This is a genomic window from Polaromonas sp. CG_9.7 (assembly GCF_015752205.1).
Classification (GTDB): domain Bacteria; phylum Pseudomonadota; class Gammaproteobacteria; order Burkholderiales; family Burkholderiaceae_C; genus Polaromonas.
Genome location: NZ_JADOVG010000011.1, coordinates 94187 through 115231, shown reverse-complemented (window position 1 = coordinate 115231; position 21045 = coordinate 94187). Strand labels below are relative to the sequence as shown.

Annotated in this window: 18 protein-coding genes; 7 read left to right on the top strand and 11 right to left on the bottom strand. The window is 61.4% G+C overall.

Annotation, left to right across the window (positions count from 1 at the left end; all coding sequences use genetic code 11):
- Positions 1-170 precede the first annotated feature (170 nt).
- The 5 genes from IWX87_RS12735 (at position 171) to IWX87_RS12715 (ending at position 6334) form a co-directional block, all read left to right on the top strand.
- A complete protein-coding gene (locus IWX87_RS12735; RefSeq protein WP_196863891.1) occupies positions 171-1319 on the top strand; it encodes a PilT/PilU family type 4a pilus ATPase in 1149 nt (382 codons plus the stop codon).
- Between the two features lie 188 nt (positions 1320-1507).
- Positions 1508-2728 carry a succinyl-diaminopimelate desuccinylase gene (gene dapE / locus IWX87_RS12730; RefSeq protein ID WP_196863890.1) on the top strand — a complete coding sequence of 407 codons (1221 nt, stop codon included), beginning with the start codon at positions 1508-1510 and terminating at the stop codon, positions 2726-2728.
- Positions 2725-3639 carry a 50S ribosomal protein L3 N(5)-glutamine methyltransferase gene (prmB, locus tag IWX87_RS12725; RefSeq protein ID WP_196863889.1) on the top strand — a complete coding sequence of 305 codons (915 nt, stop codon included), beginning with the start codon at positions 2725-2727 and terminating at the stop codon, positions 3637-3639. The genes dapE and prmB overlap by 4 nt, the downstream gene beginning before the upstream one ends.
- Before the next feature lie 81 nt (positions 3640-3720).
- Entirely contained in the window at positions 3721-5739 is a 2019-nt protein-coding gene (locus IWX87_RS12720) for an ABC-F family ATP-binding cassette domain-containing protein (protein WP_196863888.1), read from the top strand.
- Between the two features lie 109 nt (positions 5740-5848).
- Positions 5849-6334, top strand: a complete 486-nt coding sequence (locus tag IWX87_RS12715; RefSeq protein ID WP_196863934.1) for a hypothetical protein — start codon at positions 5849-5851, stop codon at positions 6332-6334.
- 112 nt (positions 6335-6446) lie between these two features.
- Here IWX87_RS12715 and IWX87_RS12710 read toward each other — a convergent pair whose 3' ends face one another.
- Positions 6447-8360, bottom strand: coding sequence for a propionate--CoA ligase (locus IWX87_RS12710; RefSeq protein ID WP_196863887.1), 1914 nt, complete (start codon positions 8358-8360; stop codon positions 6447-6449).
- Positions 8361-8749: 389 nt separating this feature from the next.
- Here IWX87_RS12710 and IWX87_RS12705 point away from each other — a divergent pair, with 389 nt between their 5' ends.
- Positions 8750-10504: an ABC transporter ATP-binding protein/permease gene (locus IWX87_RS12705; RefSeq protein ID WP_196863886.1), complete on the top strand. Its 1755-nt coding sequence runs from the start codon at positions 8750-8752 to the stop codon at positions 10502-10504.
- 19 nt (positions 10505-10523) lie between these two features.
- Here IWX87_RS12705 and IWX87_RS12700 read toward each other — a convergent pair whose 3' ends face one another.
- The 3 genes from IWX87_RS12700 to IWX87_RS12690 form a co-directional block, all read right to left on the bottom strand.
- The gene (locus IWX87_RS12700; RefSeq protein WP_196863885.1) at positions 10524-11147 is read right to left on the bottom strand and encodes an isochorismatase family protein; all 624 of its coding nucleotides are present in this window, start codon (positions 11145-11147) and stop codon (positions 10524-10526) included.
- Between the two features lie 71 nt (positions 11148-11218).
- Positions 11219-12940: an acyl-CoA dehydrogenase family protein gene (locus IWX87_RS12695; protein WP_196863884.1), complete on the bottom strand. Its 1722-nt coding sequence runs from the start codon at positions 12938-12940 to the stop codon at positions 11219-11221.
- Entirely contained in the window at positions 12937-13587 is a 651-nt protein-coding gene (locus IWX87_RS12690; RefSeq protein ID WP_196863883.1) for a TetR/AcrR family transcriptional regulator, read from the bottom strand. Before IWX87_RS12690 ends, IWX87_RS12695 begins: the two co-directional genes overlap by 4 nt.
- A gap of 108 nt (positions 13588-13695) precedes the next feature.
- On the opposite strand from IWX87_RS12690, the gene IWX87_RS12685 reads away from it, so the two are divergent.
- Positions 13696-15357 carry a 4-hydroxyphenylacetate 3-hydroxylase family protein gene (locus tag IWX87_RS12685; protein WP_196863882.1) on the top strand — a complete coding sequence of 554 codons (1662 nt, stop codon included), beginning with the start codon at positions 13696-13698 and terminating at the stop codon, positions 15355-15357.
- 248 nt (positions 15358-15605) lie between these two features.
- Here the strand turns inward: IWX87_RS12685 and IWX87_RS12680 are convergent, their stop codons facing one another.
- The 7 genes from IWX87_RS12680 to IWX87_RS12650 form a co-directional block, all read right to left on the bottom strand.
- A complete protein-coding gene (locus tag IWX87_RS12680; protein WP_196863881.1) occupies positions 15606-16070 on the bottom strand; it encodes a DUF2721 domain-containing protein in 465 nt (154 codons plus the stop codon).
- Between the two features lie 147 nt (positions 16071-16217).
- Complete coding sequence (locus IWX87_RS12675; RefSeq protein ID WP_196863880.1) at positions 16218-16697, bottom strand: phasin family protein; 480 nt, start codon at positions 16695-16697, stop codon at positions 16218-16220.
- A gap of 286 nt (positions 16698-16983) precedes the next feature.
- On the bottom strand, positions 16984-18261 hold the full coding sequence (locus IWX87_RS12670; RefSeq protein WP_196863879.1) for an Hsp70 family protein: 1278 nt from the start codon (positions 18259-18261) through the stop codon (positions 16984-16986).
- Positions 18258-18782: a hypothetical protein gene (locus tag IWX87_RS12665; protein ID WP_196863878.1), complete on the bottom strand. Its 525-nt coding sequence runs from the start codon at positions 18780-18782 to the stop codon at positions 18258-18260. The genes IWX87_RS12670 and IWX87_RS12665 overlap by 4 nt, the downstream gene beginning before the upstream one ends.
- A gap of 236 nt (positions 18783-19018) precedes the next feature.
- The gene (locus tag IWX87_RS12660; RefSeq protein ID WP_196863877.1) at positions 19019-19321 is read right to left on the bottom strand and encodes a hypothetical protein; all 303 of its coding nucleotides are present in this window, start codon (positions 19319-19321) and stop codon (positions 19019-19021) included.
- 17 nt (positions 19322-19338) lie between these two features.
- Positions 19339-20013, bottom strand: a complete 675-nt coding sequence (locus tag IWX87_RS12655; protein ID WP_231374773.1) for a hypothetical protein — start codon at positions 20011-20013, stop codon at positions 19339-19341.
- Positions 20010-21038, bottom strand: a complete 1029-nt coding sequence (locus IWX87_RS12650; RefSeq protein ID WP_196863876.1) for an MlaD family protein — start codon at positions 21036-21038, stop codon at positions 20010-20012. Before IWX87_RS12650 ends, IWX87_RS12655 begins: the two co-directional genes overlap by 4 nt.
- Between the last annotated feature and the right edge of the window lie 7 nt (positions 21039-21045).

Genomic DNA, 21045 nt, shown 5'->3' with positions numbered 1-21045 from the left:
CCCCGCTTCGCGTGGTTCGCTGCCCCCCGAGGGGGCCGCTGCGCCTGCGGCCCGGCAAAGCCGGTTCCGCGGCCCCTGCTGGGCTGGAGCGGGCTACATGCGTGTGCCGGATCAAACACATTGCGCCTGCGGCGCAAACCACTTGAACCAACCCTGATGAAAGCTGAACCATGAGCACTATGGAAAGAATTCTGCGGTTGATGGTGGACAAGAAGGCGTCAGACGTTTACCTGTCGGCGCACTCGCCGGCGTTGATCAAGATCAACGGACACACCATTCCCATCAATGCGCAAATCCTGCCAGCCGAGGCATGTCGCAGCCTGCTGGCCGAGATTTTGCCCCCCGAGCGCATTGAGGAACTTGATGAAATCGGCGAACTCAACATGGCGCTGCCGGTTGAAGGCTTGGGCAATTTCCGTATCAGCGCTTTTCGCCAGCGCACAACCCACGCAGCCGTGATTCGCTACATCCCGAACAGGATTCCGGCGCTGGCCAGCCTGAACCTGCCGCCGCTGCTGGGCGAACTGATCATGGAAAAGCGGGGTCTGATCCTGATGGTGGGCGCCACTGGCGCTGGTAAAAGCACCACGCTGGCCTCGATGATCGATCGCCGTAACGAAACCACGACGGGGCACATCCTGACGATTGAAGACCCGATCGAGTATTACTTCACCAACAAGAAGTCAGTCGTCAACCAGCGCGAAGTCGGCAGCGACACCCAGTCGCTGCAGGTCGCACTGAAAAATGCGCTGCGCCAGGCGCCTGACGTGATCATGATCGGCGAGATCCGCGACCGTGAAACCATGTCGGCGGCGATTGCCTATGCGCAGTCGGGTCACCTGTGCCTGGCCACCATGCATGCCAACAACAGCTACCAGGCGCTCAACCGCATCCTGAACTTTTACCCGGCAGAGGTGCGTCCGACCCTGCTCGGCGACCTGGCGGCAGCACTGAAGGCGGTGGTTTCGCAACGCCTGCTGCGCAGCCAGAACAACGACCGCATCCCGGCCGTGGAAGTCATGCTCAATACCAAACTGGTGGCGGAGCTGATCGAGAAAGGCGACTTTTCGGGCGTCAAGGAAGCCATGGAAAAATCCATGGCCGAGGGCTCGCAGACCTTCGAGCAGCATATTGCCAAACTGATCACCAACGGCACGGTGACGCGCAAGGAAGGCCTGGCAAATGCCGATTCGCCGACCAACCTGATGTGGCGGCTTGAAAACGACTTCATTGCCGGCAAGGCCAAGGCCGACTTGTCCGGTATCGACCCGGATGACGAACCGTCGTTCACTGAAATCACTTTTGACGTCCGGCACTGAATGTGGCCCCCACGAACGCCCACTGCGTGTGGCTCCCTGCCCCCCGAGGGGGCCGCGCTGCGCCTGCGGTCTGGCAAAGCCAGTCCCGCAGCCCTGGCTGCCTTGGAACTGCCACCCCTCCTGGCTTCGCAAGCACATAGTCTTTCCTTTCACTTCAACTCAAGCCAACCCAGCAGCCACTGATTTTTATGTCCCGAACACTCCACCTTGCCGAGCAACTGATTTCCCGCGCTTCGGCAACGCCCGACGATGCGGGGTGCCAGGACCTGCTGATCGCGCGGCTCGCGCTGCTGGGTTTCAAGTGTGAAACCATCATCAGCGGACCTGAACACTTCCGGGTTACCAACCTCTGGGCAAAATTTGAAGGTTTCAGGCCAGTTGCGCTTGCTGAGCCTTTGCAAGCAGCTATTGAATCCATAGCAAATCCAGACACTGCCGAAATCCGCGTCAAGACGCTGGTGTTTGCCGGCCACACCGACGTGGTGCCAACCGGCCCACTGGAGCAGTGGCACAGCCACCCGTTCACGCCCAGCCACCGGGACGGTAATTTGTACGGACGTGGCGCCGCCGACATGAAAACGTCAATTGCCGCCATGGTCGTGGCGGTCGAGGAATTTCTGGCAGCGCATCCCCGGCCGGCGCTGTCGATGGCTTTTTTGATCACCAGCGACGAGGAAGGTCCGGGGCTTGACGGCACAGTCGTCGTCTGCAACCAGCTCAAGGCGCGCGGCGAAGTGCTTGACTATTGCATCGTTGGCGAACCGACCTCGGTGAAAAACCTGGGCGACATGATCAAGAACGGCCGGCGCGGCACGCTGAGCGGCAAGCTGACGGTCAAGGGCGTGCAGGGCCATATCGCCTACCCGCATTTGGCGAAAAACCCGATCCACCTGTTCGCGCCGGCTCTGGCCGAACTTGTCGCCACGCAGTGGGACCAGGGCAATGAATTTTTCCCCGCCACCAGCTGGCAGGTGTCCAACATGCATGCCGGCACCGGCGCAACCAATGTAATTCCGGGCGACCTGGTGGTGGACTTCAATTTCCGCTTCTGCACCGAATCGACGCCTGAAAGACTGCAGCAACGCCTGTTGGCCATTTTGAGCCGGCACCAGTTTGAATACGACCTGAAATGGACTCTGGGCGGCCTGCCCTTCCTGACCACGCCAGGCACGCTGGTTGATGCGGTGCGTGGTGCAATCCTGGCCGAGACCGGCTTGCAGACCGAACTGTCCACGACCGGTGGCACCAGCGACGGCCGTTTCATCGCCAAGGTCTGCCCGCAGGTGATTGAACTCGGGCCGGTCAATGCCACCATCCACCAGATCAATGAATGCGTGGCGGTCAGCTCGATCGATCCGCTAAAGAATATCTACAAGGGCGTGCTCGAACGCCTGGCGAGTCAGATATGACAAAAACCCCCATCCCCGCCCCCACCGTGACCGTACTGGAGGTGATTGAGCAGATGGCCGACCGGCTGGACGCCGCCGGCCTGAGTTTTGCCGATGGGTATGGCCAGGGCACGACCAATGCGTTCGATGAAGCCGCCTGGCTGGTGCTGTGGAAACTGGGCCTGGAGATCGACGACCTGGAATCGGTCGAAAACCGGCCGGTAGCCCCCGAAGACCAGGCGCAGGTTGCCCTGCTGGTGGACCAGCGCATCAGTACCCGACAGCCTGCCGCCTACCTGACGAACGAAGCCTGGCTGATGGGCGTGCCGTTTTATGTTGATGAACGCGTGATCATTCCGCGCTCGCTGATCGCCGAATTGCTCGACGACGGGAGCATTGATGACTGGCTGAGCGACGAGACGCTGCGCGTGCTCGACCTGTGCACCGGCAACGGCAGCCTGGCGGTGCTGGCCGCCATGGCCTATCCGGAAGTGGTGGTTGATGCCGCTGACATCAGCCGGGACGCGCTGGACGTTGCGCGCATCAACGTCGAGCGGCACCAGCTGGGCAGCCGTATCACCCTGGTCGAATCGGACGGCCTGGCGGCTTGCCCCGGCCCTTACGACCTGATCCTGTGCAACCCTCCTTATGTAAATGCCGCCAGCATGGCCGCCCTGCCCGCCGAATTCAGGGCCGAACCGGGCCTGGCGCTGTCGGGCAATATGCACGGTGGAAGCGACGGCATGGACTTCATTCGTGGCCTTTTTCTGGCCATTGCCGCGCAAATGAACGAAAATGCGGTGTTGGTGCTGGAAATCGGCAACGAGCGCGAAAATTTTGTACGCGCTTTTCCGCACCTGGAGCCGCTCTGGTTTGAAACCAGCGCCGGCCCCGACCAGGTCTTGCTGCTGACGCGGGAACAGCTGGCCTGACCCTTGGCTTTCGTATTTCGGACCGCAAGCGCTTTGCCGGGCGCCCTGCGGTCCGATCCTATTTCTTCAGTCTGTTAATAAATGATTACCCTTAAAAACGTGGTGCTGCGTCGTGGCTCCAAAGTGATTCTCGACAGCGCGTCTGTCACCCTGAACCCTGGCGAGAATGTTGGCCTGGTGGGCCGCAACGGCGCGGGCAAGTCGTCGCTGTTCGCCATGCTCAACGGCTCGCTGCACGAAGACGGCGGCGAATACTACATTCCGGCGCAGTGGAAAATGGCGCAGGTCGCGCAGGACATGCCCGAAACCGAGCAAAGCGCCACCAGCTACGTGATCGAGGGCGATGTGGTGCTGCTGGCCGCACAGACCGAAGTCGATGCGTCCGAACTCAGCGGCGACGGTGACCGCATGGCGCACGCCTACATGGACCTGTACGACGCGGGCGCGCACGACGCGCAATCGCGCGCGCAGGCCTTGATCCTGGGCTTGGGCTTCAAGCTCAGCGAACTCGACAACCCGGTCAACAGCTTTTCCGGCGGCTGGCGCATGCGTCTGCAACTGGCGCGCGCGCTGATGTGCCCGTCTGACCTGCTGCTGCTTGACGAGCCGACCAACCACCTGGACCTGGACGCACTGGTCTGGCTGGAAGCCTGGCTCAAGCGCTACCAGGGCACGATGCTGGTCATCAGCCATGACCGCGAATTCCTCGATGCGGTGACCGATGTGACGATGCACATCGAAAGCGCCAAACTGACACGCTATGGCGGCAACTACAGCAAGTTTGAAGACCTGCGCGCCGAACAGATGGCGCTGCAGCAAGGCGCTTTCAACAAGCAGCAGGACAAGATTGCCCACCTGCAAAAGTTCATCGCCCGCTTCAAGGCCAAGGCCAGCAAAGCCAAGCAGGCGCAAAGCCGGGTGAAGGCACTCGACCGCATGGAGAAAATCGCGCCATTGCTGGCCGAAGCCGATTTCACCTTCGAGTTCAAGGAACCGGCCAACCTGCCCAACCCGATGCTGTCGATGCAGAACGCCTACTTCGGCTACCCCGCGCCCGAGGATGCGCCCGAAGGCACGCCGCCCACCGTCATCGTGCAGAACGTCAGCAAGTCCGTGCTGGCCGGCCAACGCATCGGCATTCTGGGTGCCAACGGCCAGGGCAAGTCAACGCTGGTGAAAACCGTGGCGCGCGCACTGGCGCCGATTGAAGGCGAAATGACCGAGGGCAAGGGCTTGAACATCGGTTATTTTGCGCAGCAGGAGCTCGACGTGCTGCGCCCGGCCGACAACCCGCTGGAGCACATGATTCGTCTGGTGAAGGAAGTCAGCGCCGCCGGCAAGCTGGGCAACCAGCCGACCCGCGAGCAGGACTTGCGCAGCTTTCTGGGCAATTTCAACTTTGGCGGCGACATGGTCAAGCAGTCCGTTGGCTCCATGAGCGGCGGCGAAAAAGCGCGACTGGTGCTGTGCATGATTGTCTGGCAGCGGCCCAACCTGCTGCTGCTTGATGAGCCGACCAACCACCTGGATTTGGCGACGCGTGAGGCGCTGTCGATGGCGCTCAATGAGTTTGAAGGCACAGTCATGCTGGTCAGCCACGACCGCGCCTTGCTGCGCGCCGTGTGCGACGAGTTCTGGATGGTGTCGCGCGGTGGCGTGGCCCCGTTTGACGGCGACCTGGACGACTACCAGCGCTACCTGCTTGACGAGGCCAAGCGCATGCGCGAAGAAGCCAAGAAGTCGAACAACAGCGCGACAGCCCCAGTTGCTGCCAAAAAAATAGCAGCTAGCGCAGATGCAGCAAGCGCAACAAGTACTTTTGATGCTAAAAATTCATCCGACAAGAAAGAAGATGCCCAACGCCGACAGCAGCAATCCGATGCAGCCAAGCCGCTGCGCAAGGATCTGGAAAAGATCGACCGCCAGTTGCTCAGCATGAACAGTGAAAAAGCCAATCTCGAAACCTTGCTGACCTCTTCCAAGTCACCGGCAGAAATTGCCCAGGCCGGCAAGCGGCTCAAGGTGATTGAGGCCGACTTGGCCAAGCTGGAAGAGCGCTGGCTGGAGGTGACGGAAAAGCTCGAAGTCGTTGCTGCATGAAACGCCACATGCCCAGCCCGTGATTGGCTGGAGGCGATGGGCGGCAAGCCTTGCCGCGTGATAAAAACCATGGCACGCAAGACGACATCCCATGAAAGGTTTTCGAGCCATGCCCACTCCCCTGCAACTCGCCGCTGACGATGCGGCGCTTCAAGCGGCGGTGATTCGCAGCCGCAAGCTGCTGCACAAGCGCGCGATGTTCGCTGCTGTTGCCAGCGCCGTGCCGGTGCCCGGCCTGGACTGGGCGGTGGATGCGGCACTGCTGTCCAAACTGATTCCGGCCATCAACAAGGAGTTTGGTCTGGCGCCCGAGCAGATCGACCAGCTTGATCCGGAAAAGCGCGAACAGGTGCAAAAAGCCGTGGCCATGGTCGGCTCGGTTCTGGTGGGCAAGTTCATCAGCCGCGACCTGATCATCAAGGCCGGCACGAAGATTGGCACGCGCATGGCGACCAAGCAGTTGGCCAAGTACATTCCGCTGGCCGGCCAACTCGTGGCGGCCAGCGTGGGTTACGCGGCCATCCGCTACTTTGGCGAAGAGCACATGAAGGACTGCATCCGGGTGGCCCAGCAGGCGCAACTGCGGTTGAATTGAGGCTGCACCACGGCTGGTGAGACTGTCAGGCCAAGACCTTCACTTTCTGAAAAACAAAAGGGTGCTGACCGCGTGAACAGCCAGTACCCAGCATGGCCACAGACGCTGCAGCTTAAACGGCGTCCATCCGGTCCCGGATCTGCTGCAACGCACCCGGATCGTCCATCGACGTCAGGTCACCGGCATCGCGGCCTTCGCACACAGCCTGAATCACGCGGCGCAGCAGTTTGCCGCTTCGCGTCTTGGGCAGGGCCGCAACAAAACGAACCCGCGCCGGCCGGGCCACTGCGCCCAGGTCACCGTCCACGCGTTTCATGATCTCGGCTTCCAGCCTGGCGCAGGCGGCGCTGTCGCCCATCATGCTGGAATCCTTGAGCACCACGAAGGCCATGGCGACCTGGCCCTTGAGTCCATCGGCCACGCCCACCACGGCCACTTCGGCCACTTGCGCATGGCCGGAAATGCTTTCCTCGATCTCGCGCGTGCCGAGCCGGTGCCCAGCGACGTTGATCACATCGTCGGTGCGGCCCAGGATGAAGAAGTAGCCGTCGGCGTCGCGAATGCCCCAGTCAAAGGTGCTGTACACCAGCTTGCCGGGAATGCTTTTCCAGTAGGTGTTGACGAAACGCGCGTCGTCTTGCCAGATGGTCTGCATGAAGCCCGGAGGCGTCGGGCCTTCGATCACGACCACGCCTTTTTCGCCCGGCGCGGTGAGTTCTTCGCCAGTCGCCTCGTGCAGCAGCTTGACGTGGTAGCCGTACATCGGAATGCCGGGGCTGCCGAACTTGCTTGGCTTTTTCTCGACGCCGTTGGCGATCGTCAAAATCGGCCAGCCGCTTTCGGTCTGCCAGTAGTTGTCGATGATCGGCACATTCAAGCCTTCGCTGATCCATCGCGCCGTCGGTTCATCCAGCGGCTCGCCGGCCAGGAACAGCGCACGCAGGCTGGACAGATCGTATTTGGTCAGCAGCGCCGGGTCTTGTTTCTTCAGCACGCGCACGGCAGTCGGGGCGCTGAACATGACGGTGACCTTGTACTTTTCGACCAGTTCCCACCAGATGCCGCCATTAGGCTTCTTGTCCATGCCCTGTGTCGGCAGGCCTTCGTACATGATGGTCGCCATGCCGGCAATCAGCGGGCCATACACAATGTAGCTGTGGCCGACCACCCAGCCGATGTCGCTGGTCGAGAAGAAGGTTTCGCCGGCACGTCCGTCGAAGATGTGCTTCATGCTGGCGGCCAGCGCCACGGCATAGCCGGCGGTGTCGCGCTGCACGCCCTTGGGCTTGCCGGTGGTGCCGCTGGTGTAGATGGTGTAGCTGATGGCGGTCGAGTCCAGCCACTCGCACGGCACTTTCGCATCGAAATGTGTTTCGCGCATTTCGTTCCAGCGGTGGTCGCGCCCGGCGACCAGTTCCATGCTTGCCAAGCCACGGTCGGCCAGCAGCACGGCGCCCGGCTTGTGGCTCGACAGGCGTATGGCTTCGTCGAGCAGCGGTTTGTAGGGCAGCGCCTTGCCGCCGCGCGAGCCGGCGTCGGCGCTGACGATGACCTTGGGCGCCGCGTCCTCGATGCGCGAGGCTAAAGAGCCGCTGGCAAAGCCGCCAAACACCACGCAATGCACCGCACCGATGCGTGCGCAGGCCAGCATCGCAAAAGCGGCTTCGGCAATCATCGGCATGTAGATCAGCACGCGGTCGCCATTTTCAACGCCGAGCGCTTTTAGGCTGGCGGCCATGCGCTGCACTTCGCCGTGCAGGTCGCCGAAGGTGTAGATTTTCTCGGTACCGGTTTCGCTGGAGACGGCAATCAGCGCGGCTTGGTCAGCCCGGTCTTTAAGGTGGCGGTCCACGGCGTTGTGGCACAGGTTGGTCTGGCCGCCTTCGTACCAGTTGACGAAGGGCGGGTTGTCGTAATTGCAGACGCGGTCAAACGGCTGGTGCCAGTCGATCAGCCCGGCCTGTTCGGCCCAGAAAGCGTCGGGCTGGTCGATGGACTGGCGGTAAAAGTCTGCATAGCTGGTCATGAATGGTCTCCGGAATTTTGAAAAAAACTGTCGATTGAAATTTTGACCACCTCACGGCAGATGGGTTTGCGCATCATCAAGGCCGTCGGCTTTTATGCATCGCAGGCCAGGGAATTTCGTTCACATCACGGTCGGCATGAAGAAAACCCACACCCAAGATATCTGGAAACTGCATTCTTAATTATGAACAACGGTCTTTCTGCAAGCTGACGTCTGGTGTTCAAGATTCTCGGAAGCATCCTGATTGCTCCTATAAAAATAGCTGTGGTTAAACGCCCATCAAGCGCAAAGGACAGTTTTCATACTAAAAATTGATTTTTTCATTTTCATCTGCGGTCTCTGTCCATTTCGGATTAAATCGGCGGCTGGCCCACTTGACGCAAAACTTCATGAGCACAGCAGAAGAACCCGGCTTCAACGCCCGACTGTGGCGTCGCTTTACAGAGATTGCACGGCCATACTGGTTTTCAGAAGAACGCTGGCGCGCCCGTGGCCTGCTGCTTTTGCTGGTTGTTCTACTGCTGGGGCAGACCGCCTTCAACGTGCTGTTCAACCAGGAAACCGGCGAATTCACCTCGGCGCTGGCCGCGCAGGATGCCGACCGCTTCTGGGCATCGATCTGGCGCTACACGGCGATTCTTGTGGCGGCGGTGCCGATCTACGCCCTGTACTACTACGTGCGCGACACGCTCGGACTGCGCTGGCGCCGCTGGCTGACGGATTCCTTCCTGGCGCGCTATTTCGACCAGCGCGCCTACTACCGGCTGGGCGCTGCCGACGGCATCGACAACCCCGACCAGCGCATTGCCGAGGACATCAACACCTTCACCCAGCAGTCGCTGTATTTTTCAATGATCGTGCTCGGCTCGGTGTTGCAACTCGTCGCCTTTTCCGCCGTGCTGTGGTCAATCTCGCGGGGGCTGGTGTTGTTCCTGATCGGCTATGCGGTGTTCAGCACCGTGTTCACCGCCACAGCATTTGGCAAGCGGCTGATCGGGCTGAATTTTCGCCAGCTGCAGCGCGAGGCCAACTTCCGCTTCGGCTTGGTGCGGGTGCGCGAGCACGCCGAGCCGATTGCCTTTCACGACGGCGAGGCGCGTGAGATGACGGTGCTGCAAGCCATTTTTTCCAGGGTCTATGCCAACTACCAGCAGGTGCTGCGCTGGCAGTTCGGGCTCAACCTGTTCCAGTACGCCCATGCTTTCCTGACAATCGTGCTGCCGACGGTGATCATTGCCGGCGATGTGCTGTCGGGGCGGCTGGAAGTCGGCCGCGCCATCCAGGCCGCCGGTGCGTTTGCCGCCATCCTGAGCGCGCTGACGGTGATCGTCGAGCATTTTGAAAGCCTCAGCCGTTTTTCCGCCGGCGTCGAGCGGCTGCATACTTTTTCCGATGCCTTGCAAGCCAATGCCAGCCGCCCGACCAACGCAGACACAGACACAGACGCAGACGCAGACGCAGACGCAGACGACAGCGTGCAGCATGTCGAAACGCGGCACGGCTTTGGGTTGTCGCTTGAGCAGGTGACCATTCTCACGCCCGGCCGCGAGCACCTGCTGCTGCGCGAGCTCACGCTGGAAGTCAAGCCCGGCGAAGGCTTGCTGATTTCCGGACCCAGCGGCACGGGCAAGAGTTCGCTGTTGCGGGTAATTGCCGGACTGTGGACCACGGGCTCGGGGACGATCACGCGCCCGGCCGGATCGGACATGCAGTTCATGCCCCAGCAGCCCTATTTGCTACTGGGCGACCTGCGCAGCCAACTGACGTATCCGCACGCGGACAGCGATATTTCAGACGAGGAACTGCTGCACTGGCTGACGCGGGTGAACCTGCCGACGCTGGCCGGGCGCTTCGGTGGCCTGCGCGCCGAACTTGACTGGGGCCGGGTACTGTCGGTCGGCGAGCAGCAGCGGCTGGCCTTTGCCCGCGCCCTGCTCGCCAGGCCGCGCTACCTGCTGCTGGACGAAGCCACCAGCGCACTGGATGCGGCAAACGAAGAGTTGCTGTACAGCCAGCTGGCCGGCCTGTCGATCACGCCGGTCAGCATCAGCCACCACCCGGCGGTGGCGAAATACCACCAATGGGTACTCGAACTGCGTGGGGATGGCCAGTGGACGCTGCAAAGAGCGAGCGGCTATCAGTGATTTACAGGGCAACGCGAAATTACTTCACCAGCGCAAGCAATTCCCTGAAGGCGTCGTGTTCACAGGTGCGTGCCCATTCAAAGGCCACCATCTCGGTGGTGACCAGTTCGGCGCCGTTGCCGGCCAGCCGGTCGAACGCGGCGTCGCGGTTGCGCTCGCTGCGCGAGCTGCAGGCGTCGGTGACGACCCACACGTCGAACTCTTCTTCGAGGAGTTCCAGCGCGGTCTGCATCAGGCAGACATGCGCTTCGCAGCCGGCAATGACGATCATGCTGCGGCCCTCTTCTTCTGGCTCTGCGGGCTTTTGCAGGTGCTTGGGCAGGCTGCGCGCATTGCCGCCGGTCGGTGCCTTGCGAACTGGCGGACGCAGCCACTCAACCAGGCCGTCGGAGGCGGCGCTGAAATGCATCTTTGCCATGGTCTTGCCGCCGGCCGAATCAATCGCCGCCTGCAACTCGGGCAGGTTCTGGCCGAGTTTTTCGGGGTTTTGCGCAGTGCCCCAGACCGGAACGTCCAGGATGCGGGCCATGCGGGCCAGGCGCAGGGCATTGGCCACGACGATCTCATGTTCAAAAATCACCGGCATCAGGCGGGTCTGGTAATCAATCAGCACAAGCTGGGAGTCGTCGGCATCTAGCAACATGGTTATTCCTTTGGGTTGGCGGCCATTATCCCAGCCCTTGCCACCAGTGACGACCGACCGCCTGCGGGCCGCTAGCGAGCGACGCGCGCCCGGTCCACGATGCGGCCGGCCTGCGCACGGGAAACCGAAGCACCCATGGAGCCCAGGGTGCACCCCCAGCCCGCGGCCTGGGCATTGAGCCGCGTGCCCATGAAGGCATCGACCACCTCGATGCTGGAGTGGCGCAGCAGTTCCACGCCCTGGACGGCACGGGCCATGGCTTCGCAGGCCGGCCGGGCCAGGAATTCATCGTCAATGGCCGCCTGGACGAGGGGCGGCAAGGCCTGCAGGTAGGCGTCGAAGCGGCGATCCATGCCGTGGACCGAATTGACTTCGGCCATGAAGGCCTCGCGCGTGATGGGCTCCTTCAGCAGCGAGCGCCGCACATCCATGCACATCATGTTGGCAGTGCCTTCCCAGACGCTGTTCAGCGGCGCCTCGCGGTAGAGCCGGGCCATCGGGTTTTCCTCGATGAAGCCGTTGCCACCGTGGCATTGCAGGGCTTCGTAGGCAATGGCGGGCGCCCGCGAGCAGTTGAAGAACTTGGCCATCGGCGTGGCCAACCGCGCGAAGGCCTTTTCCTGCGCGCTGCTTTCGATATGGTCGGTGGCCCTGGCGACGCGCAGCGCCAGCAGCGTCGCCGCCTCGACCTCGATGGCCATGTCGGCCAACACATTGGCCATCATCGGCTGCTCGGCCAGCGTCTGCCCGAAGCCCCGGCGGGTGCCGGCATGGTTGAGCGCCAGCGTCAGCGACTGGCGCATCAGGCCGGCCGACCCGACGGCAAAGTCCAGCCGCGTCAGGTGCGCGTGCGACAAGATCTCGCGCAGGCCGCCGCCTTCCGGCCCGACGCGAATCGCCAGCGTGCCGGCATATTCGATTTCGCTGGAGGCATTGGACTTGTTGCCGCACTTGTCCTTCAGTCGCTGGATGAAAAACCGGTTGAAACTGCCGTCCGGCAAGGTGCGCGGCAGGAAAAAGCAGGTCACACCGCCGGCCACCTTGGCGAGCGTGAAAAAGCCGTCAGACTGCGGCACTGAACAAAACCACTTGTGGCCCGTCAGCTCGTACCAGTGGGCCGTGGCGCCGTGGTAGCCGGCGCTGTGCGAAAAGCGGGCCGTGGTTTGCGTCTCGCGCAGGTCCGAGCCGCCCTGCTTTTCGGTCATGGCGTAACCGATCACGACCGACGCCTTGTCGGCCACTTCGCGGCGGCTGAACTCATACTGCGTACCGCGCACCTTGTCGGCCCACAGCTTCAGGCAGGGCTCGGACTGAAAGCCGGCATAAGACGCATACGCCATGCCGGTCGGGCAGGCCGTGCCGTGCTCGACCTGGTTCCAGAGGTAGGACAGCACGGCCCGGGCATAGTGCGGCTGCGCCTCGGGCGCAGTCCAGGCCAGCGAATGCACCTCGTGCTTCCAGGCCAGCGCCATCAGCTGGTGCCAGCTGGGGTGAAATTCGACCCAGTCGGTGCGGTTGCCGTAGCGGTCATGCGTCTTGAGCTCGGGCAGGTGCCGGTTGGCCAGGCGGGCCAGGTCCTGAATGTCCTCGTCGCCGACGAGCCGCCCCAGCGCCTGGCAGCGCCCCGACGCCCACGGCACTTCGCGCTGCACGGCGGCGGACAGCACGGCGTCCTGGTCGAATGCATTGAAGCCGGTCAGCGGGCTGGCCTGGTTCTTGACAAGATGCGTGACATGAAGGCTTTCGCCCTGCGGCAAGGGCAACAGCTGATGGGTGTCAATGGGTGCGTTCATGAGAGTCTCCAGCTTGGGTTGCAGGCGTCCTGGCCACGGGCCAGACGAGCGGACAAATCGTCAAGGTAACGGTTGAAAAGGTCGGTGGCGTCCTGGCCGAACATGCGAATGCGACCGGTGTGCTGAAGCAACAACAGGCCGACGCCGTGGGCAAACAGTGCGGTGTTTTCACGCAGCGATTCGTGCGGCGTCAGCCCCATTGCCTGTAATGCCGCTTCGCACGGACGCAGCGCATCGTGCAGGCGGTCATTGAGCTGGACATTGAGATCAGCATTCAGCCCGCGCGGCTGCATGCCCTGCACCAGGTAAAAGCCCAGGTCCAGGTCGCGCGGATTGGCGGCATAAAAGCCGAACCAGGCGCTGGCTTTGGCCCTTAGAACATCAGCCGCCGAACCGTCAGGCGCATCGGCGGTATCGACCACGTTGTTCAGCCGCTCCAGCGATTCAGCCAGCAACGCACCGTAGATCGCTTCCTTGTTTTCAAAATAAGAATAGATGGCACCGGGCGTGTAGCCGGCAGCCTTGGCGATTTCCCGGATGCTCGCACCTTCGATGCCGAGCCGCTGGAACACCGAACGCGCAGCGTCCAGCATCAGCGCCCGGCGCGAGTCGTTCAGGGCCTGTTGGCGTTGAATTTTGGCTTGCATGGCCTGAATATAAGCGGAAACAGGTGGAGCAACCACGCAAAATTAAACACTTGATAATTAAATTGAACAGTGTTTAAATTATTTGGAACCCACTACAGGAAAATTCTAATGAATGCACCCGCCCCCGCCCCCGCGCTAATGTCCGGCGCCGACTACCGCGAATCGCTGCGCCGCTACAAGCCGCGCGTTTTTCTTGACGGCCGGCAGGTTGACAGCGTGGCCGACGAGCGCGGATTTGGCCCCGGCATCAATGCAATTGCGCTGACCTACGACTACGCGCTGAAGGAAAAATACGCGCCTGTCATGACCGCCGTGCAACACACCAGCGGCAAGCGTGTCAACCGCTTGAGCCACATCAACACCAGCAGCGGCGACCTGCTGAACAAGCTGGAGGCCGTGCGGCTGGTCTGCCAGGAAACCGGCTGCGCCCAGCGCTACCTGACGCACGACGCGCTCAACGCCATCGGCCAGGTCTCAAGCCGCATCGACGACGCACGCGGCACCGGTGAGAACACCGCCCGTTTCCTGAACTACCTGCACCGCGTGCAGGACCAGGACCTGACGCTGGGCATTGCGATGACCGATGCCAAGGGCGACCGCAGCCGGCGCCCGCACGAGCAGGCCAACGTGGACAGCTACCTGCACGTCGTCGAGCGCAATGCCAAAGGAATCGTCATCTCGGGCACCAAGGCCATCGTGACCGGCGCGCCGTATGTGCATGAATTGCTTGTCATGCCATGCCGCAACATGGGCAAGGAGGACGCCGACTTTGCCGTCTGCTGCGCCGTGCCGGTTGATGCGCCCGGGATCACCATCATTGCGCGCCCAGCTGGGCGGCCCGGAGAGAAGGTCGAGCATGGCGAGCCACTGTTCAGCCGCAAGTACGGCCAGAGCACGGGCGTGGTGATGTTCGAGCGGGTATTCGTGCCGTGGGACAGCGTGTTTTACGCTGGCGAATGGGAGCATTCGGGCCACCTGACCTACAGCTACGCCACGCACCACCGCCACACCTGCATTGGTGCGCGCGCCGGATTCGGCGACCTGCTGATTGGCGCCGGCGCGCTGATGTGCGAGGCGAACGGGTTCGATCCAGGCAAGGAAACGCATTTACGCGAGCAGATGGTCGAGTTGATCACCATCACCGAAAGTTTTTATGCCTGCGGCGTGGCCGCCAGCGTGTATGGCAAGCCAGATGTCCATAGCCAGACCTTCATGCCTGACCCGGTATTTTCCAATATCGGCAAGCTGCTGCTGGCCACCAAGATCTACGACATGCACCGGATTGCCCACTACGTGAGCGGCGGGCTGATTGTCACCCTGCCCGGCCCGGATGAAGACCACAACCCCGAAACCGGGGCGAAACTGTCGGAAGTGCTGCGCGCCAATCCGGACGTACCCTACGAGCAGCGGATCGAAACCGCGCGGTTTATCGAAGACCTGACGGCCGGCTACCAGGGCGGCTGGTACAGCGTGATCAGCCTGCACGGCGGCGGATCCCCTGCGGCCATGAAACAGGAAATCTACCGCAACTACCCGATCGGATCGAAGGTGGAACTGGTAGAGCGGATTTTGGAGCGCGGCATTGCCGCCGATGGCTCGCCTGCCGCAGCGCCGCACGACCCGCAACGCGCCATCACCAAAAACCGCCAGCCCGGCAAATGCTGCGATACCGGCTGCACCACGCCCGGCCAGCCGGTGATGGTCGATTTGCCGGAGGTTCAGGCGAACCTGCCCTCACGGCGCGCTGGCGTTCCCCGAGTTGGTGAGTAGCCGCTCAAACCGGGGTGGGCCCCTGTTTGTCAAGTAATCCAGGGATTCCGGCATGCGTGGATGCCAGAAACGCAGGATTTACAAAACCATTCCAGGGTCAAGGTGAAAACACCCACGCCAAAACACAGGCCGCTGAAAAGAAGACACGTTCCTTCGCTTGGTTTGAACAAGTATCACAAATAAATTTTTTATTGATAGCAACGAAACCATGACAGCAAAGCGCCACCCGGCAATTCTTTATGGTTTCTTCATGGTTTGACTGGCGCGGGCAATTCCGCGAACTTCAACAAATGCGTTGCCAGCAGTGTTTCCGCCAGAAAGCAGACCAGCGCGGACAGAAAACACATGACGCCAGCCAGAAAGCAAACGGTCGCGATCTTGAAAATTGGCAATTCGCTGGTTTCGCCCAAAAACAGCAAGACGATGGTAGTGCCAATCAAAATGGCGCAAAACGTCAGCAGGGCCAGGCAGCCATTGACCAACCAGCCCCGGTGCCTGAGTCGGCGCAGTTCGTCATACATCCTGGCGGCGCGCACTGGTTCGACATCACCGCTTTCAAGCCGGCCTTCAAGAAATCTGGCCCGGTCGATGATCCGTGCCAGTCGCCCTGCCACGGCACCGATCATGCCGGATACGGCAGTCAACAGAAAAACAGGGGCGACAGCCAGTTGTATGCCGTGGGTCACGGTCGCAAGGTCGGTCGCAAAATTCATCCGGACTCCGATGCATAAGGTGATGGGACAGTCATTTTCTCATGCAAAGGCGCTTGGCTAAGCCAGCCAGAACGCAAGGAACGGCCCGCAAGAACCGTGCTTGAAACTTCCAGGGATACTGCTGCACGCAGGCAGCGGGACGGAATGTCAGGAATGCAGCGACTGACCATCCGGCACATGGGCCGTCATCGGAAAGAAACTGCTGGCCAGCGGCGGCATGGCAGACTGAAGGACTTCCATTGGTGACTTGGTCCCTGTGTCTTTTTCGCGCTCCAGAACGTGGGTCACGCTTTTGATCATTTCCACTTGAGTCTGCATCGCGTTTGCGGCCACTTGCTGCCAGTATTTTCCCGCGCTCTGCACTGCGAAACGCAGAAGTTCGGACTGGATTGCCATGAGTTCGGCAGGCTGGCATGAGACGAAAAGTCTTTGCGCTGTTTCTTCGTGGAAAACCGAAGCTTCGTGCGCAGCATTTTGCTGGATTTTTCGCAGAGCCTCACTGCCGCGGCACATGACCGTGGTGCCATCAACCACCAAGGCAAGATGATGGCGACCCAGTTCCGAAAGAATATTCGGCGGATGGCTTTCAGCAGGCTGGGCAGTGCTGTTCTTTACTTTCGTGATCATTGCAATTCCTTGTTCAAAAAAATTTGAAAGGCAGGTAACCCGAGGGTTGCCACGAGTTTAAATTTTGAGTGCATTTGCGCCCGACATCCACGGATAAGACTGTAAAAACCTTAACGAAAGTTGACAGAAAAATTGCATGGCACAGTGGCAGGCTGAACTCCTTTTCATATTTTCCCTATCAACCAAGGGCCTGCATGCTGCCGAATAAAGAAGGACAACACGTCCCCCAAGCCACTTTCAAGACCCGCACGAACGACAAATAGGTTGCCATCACCCGGCCGGACGTTCAGGCAAACTTTCGCTGTGCATCGAGCGCCAGGCCGGCGCCGATGCTGCCGAACAAGTCTCCTTCAACGCAGCGGGCCTGCGGCGTCAGCGCCAGTACCCGCTCTCGCAGCAAAGGAACGCCGCTGGAGCCGCCGGTAAAAAACACCGTGTCGATGCCTGAGGCGGTGATGCCGGCATCGACCAACAGCCGGGCAACAGTCTGCTCGACAGAATTTACCAGCCCGTCAATCGACCGGTCCAGTTCTGCCCGATGCAGGTTCACGGTTTCACCCGCTGAAATTCGTCCGATATCGATCTGCGCTGCTTCGGCATTTGACAGCGCAATCTTGGCGTCTTCGACCTGAAGCGCAAGCCAGTGGCCGGCGCGTTCTCGCACCAGGCTTTGCAGCCGTTCCATCTTGAGCCGGTCTGCTGCATCACGGTGCAGTTCGGTTATTTCCGCCCAGGCTTTCTTGGTGTACGCCAAGTTGATGGTGTGCCAGGTCGCCAGGTTGAAGTAGTGGCTGGACGGCATTTCGCGCCCGCTTTTGAGCAGGCTGCCCAGCCCCAACATCGGCATCATGCTGGCCAGGCTCAGTGCCTTGTCGAAATCGGTGCCGCCAATATGCACGCCGCTAGTCGCCAGGATGTCATCCCGCCGCTCGGCGCACTTCGCACGCTCGGGGCCGACGCGAATCAGGGTGAAGTCGGACGTGCCGCCGCCAATATCCACCACCAGCACCAGTTCCTCGCGCGAGATTTGTGACTCGTAGTCAAACGCGGCCGCAATGGGTTCGTACTGGAAGGCAATGTCGCGCAGGCCCGCCTGGCGGGCAATGTCTTCCAGCGTGTCTTGCGCGCGCCGGTCGGCCGCCGCGTCGTCATCGACGAAAAACACCGGCCTGCCCAGTACCGCGCGGGTGAATTCCTGCCCCGCTGCCTGTTCGGCCCGGCGCTTGAGTTCGCCGATGAACTGGGCCAGCAGCGCGCGAAACGGCACGGCGCGGCCCGCCACCTCGGTGTATTCGTCCATCATTGACGTGCCGAGCAGGCTTTTCAGCGACCGCATCATCCGGCCTTCATGACCCTCCAGGTAATCGGCCAACGCGGCGCGGCCATAACTGACATGCGCATCTTCGGCATGGAAAAAAATCACCGACGGCAGCGTCAGCTTGCCGTCCTCCAGCGCCAGCAAGGTGCGCTGGCCCGGGCGGCTCCAGCCGGCAGTGGAATTAGACGTGCCAAAGTCAATGCCGCAGGCGGCCACCGGCGCCGCCGGCTCCAGCAGGCCACTCATCGGTCTGCCGGCTTGATGAAGCCGCCTTCGGCCCAGGCAACGGCACTGGCGCGGTTCAGCTTGAACGACGGCGCCACACGAACTTCGGCCAGCAGTTCACCGGTCTCGTCGTGGGCACTCAAGACGGCGTGTGGATGGTCTTCATCAGGAACGATGTCGAGAGACACCGTGATGCGTGCGGCATTCGCCGTCACCGTGATGCGCTGGTGCAAGCTGGCATGCAGTTGCTGCTCATGCCGGCGAACAAACTCCGAAGCAGTCTTGACCAGCGTGTTGAAGGCATTGACGTCCAGCGGCTTGGGGTTTTTCTTGTCGCGCCCCATGGTCCAGGGGCCGACCAGCGCCGGCTCGGGCTCGCCGTCCTTGACCATGGCCACGGCCCAGCCGTCGTCGTCTTCGTTCTTGAGAACCCGGGCGGTCCAGCCGTCGCCGCTCCACAAACGCGGCTCCTGGATTTTGACGGGGTCAGTTGAAGAAGATTCGTTGCCGGAATCTGGCGGGGTGGGGTGGGAATCAGTCAAGGCGCTTCACTCAGGTCAAAAACCACGCCGCAAAAGGGCATGCACAAAAGGGATTCGGGATGGGGATGCGAATTTTACTGTGACCTCAAAGCCGATCCACCGCGTGACCAGGCTCAAGGCGGCAGAGTGCTTTTAGCTACTGAATTTATAGCTGCTTTGGTATGCCAGTCGTGCGGAAAAGACGTATTTGGCAATATAAAAATTATTTATACTCACAAATAAACGCGCCAGCCCGATCAGAGGCCTATCTCGAACTGCGCATCACCCATGTAGCGGTGCGGTCCCAGCGCGGCGGTCAGGGCGGCGGATTCGGCGGCCTGCCACTGGGTGAAGATTTCCAGCTCTTCAGGCGACAACACATCTTGCGCCGGGTGTTCGCCGTAGATTGTGACCATGCGGCAATACGCGCCATACACCGGCGCCACCAGGCTGGCGTCGCCCAGCGACGCGTCCAGCGCCTTGCGAAAACGCTGCTCGGCGGCCGCAAGCTGCTGCGGGCTGGCGTCTTCGAAAGCGTAAAGTTTGAGGGTGTAGCTCATTTTTTGTCCTTCCCGAATTATTTAACGGTCGCATCCGGACCTTGTGCGATGGCAATGCGACGGCGCAGACGGGCCGCCTCTTGCGCGTCGCCGCCCTGCTCTGCCCGCTGGAGCTGAACCCCTAACCAGGCCAGCAGCGGACGCCGCCAGCCCTGAGCGGAAGCCGTGTCAATTGCCAAAGCAATCACGGACGGACTGGCGCGGCCGGTCTGCAGCAGCACGCTGGCTGCCAGAAGCTGCGACAGCGGATCGGCAATGCCCGCAAGCGTTCCGGTATCACCCGCTGCTGCGGCGCGCTGGGCGGGCGGCAGCAAGGCGATGCTGTCAACCTGCACCTGTCCCCGCAGGTAGTCGCCATAGGCACGCTGGGAGGCTGTCGCATCCGCCCGGAGCGGCTCGAAGCCCGCGCAAGGCTCGAACACCAGGCTGGCCACCCGGCTGGCGCAATGCAGGAGTTCGGCGGTGGCCAGCAGGTCGGGCCGGCCGGTGCGCGACAACTGGCTGCGCGCACGCGCCAGTTCAGCGGCTTCGACGCGGCTGTTGCCTTCCAGATAGGCGGCGACCGAACGCTCCATGGAACCCTTGGCTTCGACTTGCCAGTCCGGCGGCCTGGGTGCGCTGCTGCAAGCGGCCAGGACCCAAACGGTGCCGAGTGCAAACACCAGCTTCATCGTCACAGGGCAATTTTTCATGGCAGCTTCATTTCTGCATCCCGTGCAAACGGCCATTTGCGGTTGATCTCGCTGACCAGGCCTTCGACCTTGCGCAGGCTGGCTTCGACATCCCCACGCAAGGCGCCCAGGTCGTTCGTGGCTTCTTTGGCATTCGACGTGATCGCCTGGGCATTGACCAAAATGGCATCGACCTTTTGAAGGCTGGTGCGCGCCTCGCCCAGCATGGCATTGAGTTGCAGCACCGTGGCGCGGGTTGCGGGCAGCACGCCCTTGTCGCCAAACACCTGGGTATCGGTCTTGGCCGCGATGCCATCGAGCTTGGCGAGTAAAGAATTGGTGCGGTCCAGCGTGGCAGAAAACTTCCTGGCCTCGGCTTCGCTGCCAAGCAGCACCGTGAGGGCACCGCCAGGGCCGTTGAGTCGTTCGGTCAGCACCTGCAGGTTGGCCAGGCTGGCGCCCACCGAGCCGCTGCTCCCGGTCAGGCTGTTGAGGTTGTCAATCAGTTCCTTGGCGGCGGCAATGACCCTGGGAATTTCTGCGCTGGCGTCGCCCTGCAAAACGGTTCGCACTGCATCCTTGGGCAGGGGCGGATCGTTCAGCAGCCCGGTGTAGGCGCGAATGTTGGGTCCGCCGACAATGCCCTTGACGAGCGTGAAAACGCTGCTGCTGCGCAGCCAGTGGGCGTCCTTTTCGGCTACATCGACCAAAATGCGTGCCTTGCCGTCTTCGGCCAGTTCAATGCGTCGCACCCGGCCGATCGGAAAGCCGGCAAAAGTCATGTCCATGCCAACCACGACGCCTTCGGAATCCTCGGCCATTAGCACCAGTCGCTGCGTGCTTTCAAAAACACCACGTGCATAAAGCACATACAGCGCGGAACTGCAAACCAGCAGCAGCATGAACAGCAGCAAAAGCCGAGCCTTGAATTCCAGACCAGCCATGTTTTCAGGAATGCTGCGGTCCGGCAGGTGCGCAGACTGCGCCGAACCCTGGCCAACGGGCGGCAGCAGTGGCGGGGACGAATCGGGAGAGGAACGGCTCATGAAAGGT